7 protein-coding genes are annotated in these 9725 nt (G+C 71.4%); 6 read left to right on the top strand and 1 reads right to left on the bottom strand.

Features of this window, described 5'->3' with window-relative positions; genetic code table 11:
• Positions 1 to 24: 24 nt before the first annotated feature.
• Positions 25 to 4041 (bottom strand): type VII secretion protein EccCa, encoded by a 4017-nt coding sequence (gene eccCa / locus NBZ83_RS25625; protein ID WP_261575955.1) that lies wholly within the window; start codon positions 4039 to 4041, stop codon positions 25 to 27.
• A gap of 100 nt (positions 4042 to 4141) precedes the next feature.
• Here eccCa and eccD point away from each other — a divergent pair, with 100 nt between their 5' ends.
• From eccD to NBZ83_RS25595, 6 genes are all read left to right on the top strand, one after another.
• Complete coding sequence (eccD, locus tag NBZ83_RS25620) at positions 4142 to 5620, top strand: type VII secretion integral membrane protein EccD (protein ID WP_261570774.1); 1479 nt, start codon at positions 4142 to 4144, stop codon at positions 5618 to 5620.
• 1 nt (position 5621) lies between these two features.
• On the top strand, positions 5622 to 7070 hold the full coding sequence (locus NBZ83_RS25615; protein WP_261575954.1) for a type VII secretion protein EccB: 1449 nt from the start codon (positions 5622 to 5624) through the stop codon (positions 7068 to 7070).
• Positions 7071 to 7180: 110 nt separating this feature from the next.
• Complete coding sequence (locus NBZ83_RS25610; RefSeq protein ID WP_261570776.1) at positions 7181 to 7495, top strand: WXG100 family type VII secretion target; 315 nt, start codon at positions 7181 to 7183, stop codon at positions 7493 to 7495.
• A gap of 100 nt (positions 7496 to 7595) precedes the next feature.
• Positions 7596 to 7892 carry a WXG100 family type VII secretion target gene (locus NBZ83_RS25605; RefSeq protein ID WP_261570777.1) on the top strand — a complete coding sequence of 99 codons (297 nt, stop codon included), beginning with the start codon at positions 7596 to 7598 and terminating at the stop codon, positions 7890 to 7892.
• A gap of 189 nt (positions 7893 to 8081) precedes the next feature.
• Complete coding sequence (locus NBZ83_RS25600) at positions 8082 to 8504, top strand: hypothetical protein (RefSeq protein WP_261570778.1); 423 nt, start codon at positions 8082 to 8084, stop codon at positions 8502 to 8504.
• A 2-nt stretch (positions 8505 to 8506) separates the two neighbouring features.
• Positions 8507 to 9725: hypothetical protein (locus NBZ83_RS25595; protein WP_261575953.1), on the top strand; the 1219-nt coding region annotated here is incomplete at its 3' end.

Below are 9725 nucleotides of genomic sequence, written 5' to 3'. Positions count from 1 at the left end.
GCCCCCGAGTCGACCCGCGGTGGATCACCGCGAGGATGATCCGGCCGCACTGCCAGCGGCGCTGTTCTCGGCGACGAAGCCGGTCTGGATCAGCCGGCTGCCCCGCCGGGTGCACAGCAGCGCCCGCCCGGGCGGCAGGACCCGTGGTTTGACCCCGCCGAGCAGCGGCCCCTCGCTGCGCGGGCAGGACAGCGCGAGGTCGGGGGTGTTGAGCTCCTGCAGCCGGCGCAGCAGCGGGTCCATCGACATGCGCATCAGCCCGGCGGCGGCCCGACCGGCGACGACGTGCAGGCCGATGTCGCCGCCCTGCGGCAGCAGCGGCACGAACGCGGTCAGCGGGTTGTCCGAGCCGGTCAGCAGGTCGTAGTCGTCGATGAGCACGAACAGCAGCGGCCCGGACCACCAGTCGCGCCGCCGAAGCTGCTCCGGTGAGACGTCCGCGCCGGGCATCCGCGGGGTGAGCCCGGCGACGGCGTCGCGGGCCGTCGCCCTGGTGCTGTCCGACGACACCGAGTAGCCCAGCCGGTAGGCGTCGGGGATGTCGTCGAACAGCCGCCGACGGTAGTCGACCGCCATGATCCGCGCCTGCGCCGGGGTGAACCGGCTGGTGATCGCCCGCGCCACCAGCCGCAGCAGGTTGGTCTTGCCGCTCTCGTTGTCCCCGAGCAGGGTGAGATGCGGCAGCTGGCGGAAGTCGTGCCAGACGGGTTCCAACCGGCTCTCGTCGACGCCGAGGGCGACCCGCATCGCGCCGACTTCGCCGTCGGCGGGTGGCAACTGCTCCACCGGCAGGACGGCGGGCAGCGTCCGCACGCCCCGCGCCCTCGGACCGGGCCAGCCGTCGACGACCGCGGAGACCAGGTGGCGGGTGCCGTGCGCCAGATCGTCGACCGAGCCGGCGCCGTCGATCCTCGGCAGGGCGGCGATGAAGTGCAGCTTGGTGTCGGTCAGCCCGCGTCCGGGCAGTTTCGGCACCGCGGCGGCCGCCCGCAGGTCGATGCCGGACTCCACCGGGTCGCCGAGTCGCAGCTCCAACCGGGAGCCGATCTTGTCCCGCATCGTGTGGTAGATCTCCGACCATCGCCCGGCCGTCAGCAGGATGTGCAGGCCGTAGTTCAGCCCCCGGGAGGCGATCTCGCGGGCGCCCGCCTCCGCCGCCTCGAACTCCTGGCGCAGGGTGGACCATCCGTCGACGACGAGGAACAGGTCACCGAACTCCTCCGCCGGGACCCGTCCCGCCGCGACCAGCGCGCGGTAGGCCGACATCCCGGACACCTCGAGTTCGGCGAACCGCCGCTCCCGGTCGCCGAGCAGCGAGACCATCTCGGCGACGGTCCGGTTCACCCGGTCCGGGTCGTGGCGGCCGGTGACCCCGCCGACGTGCGGCAGGTCCGCGATGCTCGCCAGCGCGCCGCCGCCGAAGTCCAGGCAGAAGAACTGCACCTGCCGCGGTGAATGGGTCAGGGTGAGGCCGGCGATGACGGATCGCAGCAGGGTGCTCTTGCCGCTCTGTGGCCCGCCGGCGATCCCGAGGTGGCCGCCGACGCCACCAAAGTCGACCGTCAACAGGTCTCGGACCTGCTCGAACGGCTTGTCGATCATCCCGACGGGGACCGTCAGCAGTCCGCCCGCACCAGCGTCGACGGGCCGCAGCCCGTGTTCCGGGTCGGGTAGCAGCGGCGGCAGGATCTGGTCCAGACTCGGCGACTGTTCCAACGGCGGCAACCAGACGCGGTGCGCCGGCGGCCCCTGGTCGATCAGCCGGTTGACCAGCACCTCCAGCACGGTGCTGGCGGTGGCGTCGCCGCCGTCGGCCTCGTCGGAGTCGCCGCCGGCGTCGGTTTCGCGGATGACGACGGGGACGTGATCGGTCCCGTAGGGCACGACCTGGCTTTCGATGACGTCCTGGTCGACGTGGGTCGAGCGCAGCCGGTACGGCCCGGAGACGTAGGCCGCCTTGAACCGGGTGATCGTCGCGACGTCGGAGCGCAGGTAGCCGTTGCCGGGCGCGGCGGGCAGCTCGTAGGCGTCCGGAACGCCGATGACGGACCGGGACTCCATCGCCGAGAAGGTCCGCAGGCTGACCCGGTAGGACAGGTGGCCTTCGAGCTGATGGATGCGGCCGTCGTCCAGGCGCTGGGAGGCCAGCAGCAGGTGGACGGCCAGCGATCGGCCGAGCCTGCCGATCATCACGAACAGCTCGATGAAGTCGGTGTGCGCCGCGATCAGTTCGCTGAACTCGTCGACGATGACGAACAGGGTGGGCAGCGGGGCCAGCGGCGCGCCCTGCGCGCGGGCCTGCTCGTAGTCCCGGACCGAGCTGAAGTTGCCGGCGCGGCGCAGCAGCTCCTGGCGGCGGACCAGCTCGCCGCGCAGCGCGTCGCGCATCCGGTCCACCAGCGCGGCCTCGTCGGCGAGGTTGGTGATGGTCGCGGACACGTGCGGCAGCCGGTCCAGCCCGGCGAAGGTCGCGCCGCCCTTGAAGTCGACCAGCACGAAGTTCAGCGTCTCCGACGAGTGCGTCGCCGCCAGCGCCAGCACGAGGGTGCGCAGCAGCTCGCTCTTGCCCGAGCCGGTTGCCCCGATCAGCATCCCGTGCGGCCCCATGCCGTCCTCGGCGGACTCCTTGATGTCCAGCTCGATGGGCGAGCCGTCGGCGGCGACGCCGATGGGCACCCGCAGCCGCTCGGACCCGTGCCGGGTCGGCCAGACGGTCCTCGGGTCGAACCGTTCCAGATCGCCGAGGCCGAGCAGGTCGGGCAGGTCGAGGTTGGCGCTCAGCCCGTCGGGGGTCTGCTCGGCGCTCTCGCCGGCGCTGTGCCGGGCCATCAGCCGGGCCAGCATCGCCATCCGGACCCGGGACAGCACGTCCGGGGTGGCCAGGCGGGTCCGGACCTCCCGCCCGACCCGGTCGACCTCGACGATGTCCATGGTCGCGGCGGCGGTGGCGGTGGCGGTGATGTCGAGGTGCAGCAGGTGCCGGGCGCTGCCGCCGCCGCCCGGCTCGAAGTCGACGAGGACGGCGTTGCGGTAACCGGAGACGAGGAACCGGGACCCGGGCGAGATCCTGCCGCCGTCGCTGACCACGACGACGAACGGTTCGGCACGCGAGGGCGCCGCCCCGGTCTCGAACCGGGCCCGCTCCCCGAAGCTCTGCCCCAGCAGCCGTTCGACGTCCTCCAGCGACTCCCCGAACAGCCGCACCGGGCCGGCCGCGTCGTGGTCGTCGGGGTGCTGGGCGTGCGGCAGCCACTTCACCCAGTTCCACTCCTCGCGCCGCTGCGCAGAGGCGCAGACGGCGATCCGGACCTCGTCCGGGGCGTGGAAGGTGGCCATGTGGGCGAGCATCGCCCGCACCATGCCCAGTGACACCTCGCGGTCGCCATCGACCTGGATCCGGGCGAACCCGCGGATGAACAGGGCGACCGGCTGGCCGGGGACCGTCGTGTACGCGCGGGTGAACCGCCGCAGCGCCTTCGCCGACACCGGCTCCAGGTCCTCCACCGGGCTGGTCTGCAACGGGGTGATCCGCACGGCGAGGCGCTGCGACCCGGTCCCCACCCGCACCTCACCGAAGTCCGGGTGGGTCGGACGGCGTTCCCACAACCGGCTGGTCATGGCCAGCGACCACAGCGACTCCGGGTCCGGGTGGCGCCAGGCGAGGGCGGAACGCTGCTTCTCCGCGTAGCCCCGGACCTGGCGGCGGGTGCGGGAGAGGTAACGCAGGTAGTCGCGGCGCTCGCCGCCCACCTTGTGCTTGCGGTCGCCGGACTGCGTCATGACCTGGCCGAGGCCCATGGTGGCCATGCCGAGGCCCATCACGGCCATCATCGCCAGGCCCGCGGGCCCGGACGCCGAGCGACCGATGTAGAAGTACATCATTCCGCCGGACATCAGGGCCATCGGGAGGATCATCACCAGCACCCGCATGCCCGCGGCCTGAACCTCGGGGATGGTGGGCGGCTCCTGAAGCGTGATCTCGCCGTGCGGCATCTCCGGACCGGTACGGCGGGCGGGGCGGCGAAACGCGACCGTGGCCATGTCCCGTACACGCGTCCGGCGCGACGGCGGGTTGAGTCCGGCCCCTGTGACCTGGATCACGTTGATGAACCGGCCTGCCCGAGTCCGGCGTGCCGAAGACATGGCACAGACCAGCGCGGCGGAGGTCTGCCGTCTTCTCGTCATCGGGCCGACCAGCCAGGTCGATCTGTCCGTGCCCACCCACGTACCCCTGACCGACCTGATGCCGGCGCTGCTGCGCAGTCTCGGCCCCGATCTCGCCGATCGCGGGCTGGAACACAGCGGCTGGGTGGTGCAGCGGCTCGGCTCGCCCCCGCTGGACGAGGATCTCAGCGTCGCCGAGCACGAGCTGCTCGACGGCGACACCGTCCACGTCCGCCCGCGTTCGGACCAGATCCCGCCGCTGGACTTCGACGACCTGATCGATGGCATCTCCACCGGGATCAGCGCGCGTTCGGGCCTGTGGCGGCCACGGACCACCCACACGGTGTCGGCGGTGGCGCTGGTCGTGTGGTTGCTGGTGGCGCTCGTCGTGCCGGTGCTGGCCGCTCCGCACGTTCCCGCTCCGACTGCTGGCGCCCGCGGCGTCACCGGCAGCGCCACCGACGGCGGCGGCGACGCGTTCGGCCGGCCTGTGACGGTGGGCGTCGTCGCGATGCTGCTGTTCGTCGCCATGGTGGTGTCGGGGCGGGGGCAGCGGGATCGCGCGGTGACCGCGCTGCTCGGCGGTGCGGTGGTGGCCTTCGCCGTGGAGGCGGTGGTACTCCAGGTCGCCGATGCCGACGCCGGTTCGGGCGTCGGCGCCCACCTGCCCGAGATGCTGCTGGCCGGCGCGGGAGTCGCCGTGCTCGCGAGTCTGCTGGTGCTGGTCGTGGCGTCCGTGCGGGACACGCTGCTGCCGGTCGGTCTCGCGGTCGTGGCCATCGCGCTCGCCGCCGCCGTGGCCGGTGAGCTGCGTTCCGCCGTCGGACTGGACTGGACCAGGACAGCGGCGGTGATGGCACTGCTCTGCGTGGCGGGCCGCCCCGCGGTGCCGATGGCCTCGTTCAAGCTCGCCGGGCTGACGCTGCCGCCGCTGCCGGTCGAACCGGAGGATCTGCAGGACGACATCGACCCCGAACCGGGGGCGCAACTGCTGGCCCGCACCGCCCGGGCCGACCGCTACATGACCGCCCTGCACGCGGCCAGCGGGGTCGTGTCGATGATCGCGATGCTCCGCCTGGCGCTCGCGCCCGGCTGGCTGCCGGCGACGGTCGCCCTGCTCGTCGGGTTCTCGCAGGTGCTCGCCGCCCGGCCGATGACGAGTACCTGGCACCGCCTGGCGTTGGGACTGCCCGCCGGCGCGGGTCTGGTCGCCGTCGTCCTGTCGCTGCCGACCCGGTCGGGCGCGCTCGGAGACGGCGCGGTCCTGCCCACCGTGCTGGCTCTGCTGCTCGCGGTCGTCGCCGCGGCCTGCGTATACACGCTTCCCCGGCGCCGGTTGACGCCGATCTGGGGGCGCCTCGGCGACTGGGGGCACGCCACCGCGCTGGTGATCTCGGTTCCGATGGTGGTCGGGATGCTCGGCGGAATCGGATTCATCCGTTCGGTGGTCGGCTGAGATGCCGTCGCGACGAGATCAGGTCAACGCGCACAACTACATGGTGTTCCGGCTGACCGGGGCGCTTGTGCGGGCCGAACCGGACATCCTGGAGTCGCCGACCCGCCGGGACCTGCGCGGGCTGGTCACCGGGGGCGTGGCGGCGATCCTGCTGCTGGCGGTGGTCGCGGTCTGGGCGCTGATCTCCGCGCGGGGGTCGACGGCCTGGCGCAAACCCGGCGCCCTGATCGTGGACAAGTCGAGCGGGAGCCGGTTCCTGCTGGTCGACGGCGCGTTGCGGCCGGTGCGCAACATCGCCTCGGCCCGGCTGCTCACCGGCCAGGCCGTCTCGCCGGTGGTGGTGGCGCGATCCCGGCTGGCCGGAGTGCCGCGCGGCGCCCCCCTCGGCCTCGCGAACGCCCCGGACACGCTGCCCGACCCCGGTCACCTCAACGAGGGCGTGTGGCGGCTGTGCGCCAGGCCCGGTGCCGGCTGGGGAGGGAAGGTGGCCGGCGACGCCGCTGCCGGTGCAGCTGGTGCCGATGCTGGTGCAGCCGGTACTGGTGGGGGTGGCGGTGCTGGTGCAGGTGGCGGGCAGGCCATGATTCTTGACGTCGGCGTCGCCGCGGCGACGCCCCGGCTCGGCGCCGACGTGGGGCTGCTGGTCTCCGCCGACGGGCAGCAGTACCTGCTCTGGCGGGGGCAGCGGCTACTGCTGGCCCGTCCCTGGGCCGCCGACGTGCTTGGCTTTGGCACGGTCGCGCCGACCGCCGTTGCGCCGGCGTGGCTGGACCTGGTGCCGGTGGGGCCGGACCTGGCGCCGGTGTCCGTGCCGGGCCGGGGGACGCCCGGTCCGCCGATCGGCGGTGAGCCCACCCAGCTGGGCGAGTTGTTCGCGGTGCCGACGGGAAACGGGTCGCTCGCCCACTACGTCCTGCTGCAGTCCGGGCTGACCGCGCTGACTCCGACGCAGTACGCCCTGGCCCGAGCCGAGGCGGGCGACGCAGCGGAGCGGTCGATCACCCCGGGCGATCTCGCGGCCGCCGTGCGCGCCGCGATGCCGGCGCCGCAGAACGCGTTGCCGGCGACGCCGCCGCAGATCCGGCCGCCGGCCCCCCACGAGTCGGTCTGCGTCGAGTCCTCGCCGGACCCGGCCGGCTCGACGTTCGACGTCGTGCTCTCGACGGTGCCGCCGGCGGCGGGTCGACGGACGTCCGGCGACACCGCCATCGGCGTCGCCGCGGGTGGCGGCGCCCTGGTCGTGCCCAGACCGCTGCCTCGGGACAGTCGCGCGGCGGACGTGGACAAGCAGCCGGGCGTACTGGTCGACGGCAGCGCCATGGCATATCCGGCGACCGGGGACGCGATCAAGGCTCTCGGCTACCCACCCGAGCTGGCCGTCGCCGGCCCCTGGAAGCTCCTGGCGTTCCTGCCCACGGGACCGTCGCTGACGACGCCGGGAGGGAGGTGAGGACAACCAGCCGTGGGCCCGGCGACCACCACCGTTAGTGACGATCGCCACCAGTAGTGACGATTACCCCCAGTAATGACGTCCGAGTCCGAACCAGGAGGGCACCCCCCGTGGCAAATCCGATTCTCGTCGCCGACGAGGCCACCACCGTTCACATGATCAAGGCCTTCGACACCTGCCAGGACGAGTGCGACAACGTCCAGAAGACGATCGACGGCGCCGCTTCCCTGCTGTTCTCGACGTGGGGCGGCGTCGCGGCCGCCAAGTACCGCGACGCCATCGCCGGCTGGCAGACCGGTTTCAACGAGGTCCGGACGGCGCTGAACCTGCTGAACGACTCGATGGCCGCCTACGCCAAGTTGACGACCACCACCGAGGACAACACCGTGATGATCGGCTCCAGCTGGGCCCAGGGACTCACCTGACGCGCAGCCGGCCGACCGCCGACCCAGCCCGAACCCCGGAATCTGCCGGAATGCACCGGAATGCGCTGGAATCCAATGAATCCGAAGAAATGAGGAGAACGTGGCCACCTATCAGTTCAGCCCGAACGGCGCCCTCGACACCGCCGGCGAACTTCAGTTCGTCACCAAGGCGCTCGAGGCGTCGCTGGGCGATCTGACGCAGAAGGTGCAGTTGTTCATTGCGGCCAACGCCGGTAACGCGCCGGAGAACTACGCGGCGGCGCAGACCCAGTGGAACCAGGGCCAGCAGGACATGGAGGTATCCCTCGCGGTGGGCATGCAGAAGCTCGAGGAGATCCACAACGAGTACGTACTGGGAGACCGGAAGGGGGCGAACGTCTTCGGCTCGCTCATCTGACGGTGCTCGTCCCGCCGGTCACGCGTGTTCGTCCCCGCGGCGCGTTCCGCCGGTGACCAGTTCTACTCGTGCCCAGCGGCCGACCGGATCCCGCGCGGACCACCACCGGCATGCCGGGTCAGGCGGGCCGGTCGGGCCGCTGCTCTCTTGCAGGGACATACCTACCGAGGCGAACGACAGGAGAGACCCATGGGCACCGAGTTCACCATCAAGATCGACGAACCGACTCTCCAACGGCTCCGGACCGAGTACGGGGACCTGCTGTCAGACATGGACACCCGCCTGGCCGACTATCAGTGGGACAGCGGCGAGACCTACTCGGATCTGACCTTGGGCGACCAGTTTCCCCTGCGACTGGGCGGCGCCGATTTTGCTGAGGCCGTGAAGCTGGCCAAGGCGCTGGACAAGGTGCGCAAGAACCTCACGGGCCGGTTCGACACGGTGTACTCGAACGCGTCGAACCTGTACTGGGGCCTGCAGTCGCTGCTGGCGGACACGGACGCGGTCGAGAATCTGAACCAGATGACGGCAGAGGAGTTCGACGAGTTCATCCCCACGGAAACAACCCAGGGCCCGGGTGAGGGTCCGACCGCCACGGGCAACGGGAGCTGACGATGGCTGCTGCCGAGCCGATCGAGGACGTCCTCCAGCGCATCCTCGGGTACACCGTCGGCGCCAGCGACGGCGGCCTCAATCTTGCCACCGGCCCGGGTGATTCGGGTTCGGAGAACACAGGCGGGACGCCCAGCAAGCCCGTCGCCGACAATCTGCGGCCGACCACCATCGGGGGGCCCGGCGGTGCGGCCTGGCTGATTCCCGAGGAGCGCAAGGAGCATTACCACACCAGCGGAAGCTGGAAGCCGAAGTTCAAGGAGGGCGCCATCACCTTCTGGCGCTGGATGTCCAGCGACTCGATGAGCAACGCGGAGCAGCTCACCGTGTGGGTCGGTAAGAAGGACGACTCCGAGTCGTCGAGCCGCAACTCCCTGACGCCCGCGGGTAGCGGGGACAGCAATCCGCTGCTGGATGTCCGATCGGCGTGGGCCGGGGTGTTCAAGGACATCCCGCAGATCGCCGGCCCGCGTACGCCGTTCGATCCGGCCACGCTACGTGGGGTCAATGCTGCCCTGCAGCAGGTTGGATTGTGGTCCAAGGGCATCTTCGACGATCTGGACAACGACGTCTCCCGGCTGGACACGAAGACCGCGAACTTCGACGGCTCGGCGGCCGCGGCCTTCCGGGACCAGGTCAACGCGGCGAGGCGCGGCGTGCTGGGTCTCCTCGACCAGATCAAACCCTGGGCCGACCCGTTGGGACAGGCCGTCACCAGCGCGCTGAACTTCGTGAACCAGCTGAACCTGGACAATGCCTACTGGTATGGGCAGAACGGCCCGGGGGAAACCCGGCCACCGATCGGCGGGCCGCCCGGGGTCTGGCCCGACCCTTACGCGCTCATCGTCCGGATGTTCGACCAGTCAACCGTGTACAGCACCTATGGTACCGACCCGAACTACAATCATTCCGGCGGCCTGTGGGAGACCGGGCGGATCCGCGGTGAACTCGGGGAGTACGAGTACGACCTGTGGCGGGAGATGTACATTCGCTTTCCCGACTGGAGCGGTGTCACCGGGGAGTTCGCGGTGCTCCGGCAGCCGTCCTGGTTCGCTGCCGACCAGGCGCTGCGGGCCGCGTGGGCGAAGAAGGTGCAGGACAGCTTCGCGCCGTCGGCGGGTCTCGCCCAGGAGATGATGACCAAGTTCACCACCGCGGCCGGCAAAATCAAGCTGACCGCGATGCCGCCGGTCACGCACACCCCTCATCCCACCCCGGAGA

The organism is Frankia gtarii (assembly GCF_025403375.1).
GTDB lineage: Bacteria > Actinomycetota > Actinomycetes > Frankiales > Frankiaceae > Frankia > Frankia gtarii.
The sequence above is the reverse complement of the archived record's forward strand: the minus strand, read 5'-3'. Positions and strand labels throughout refer to the sequence as shown.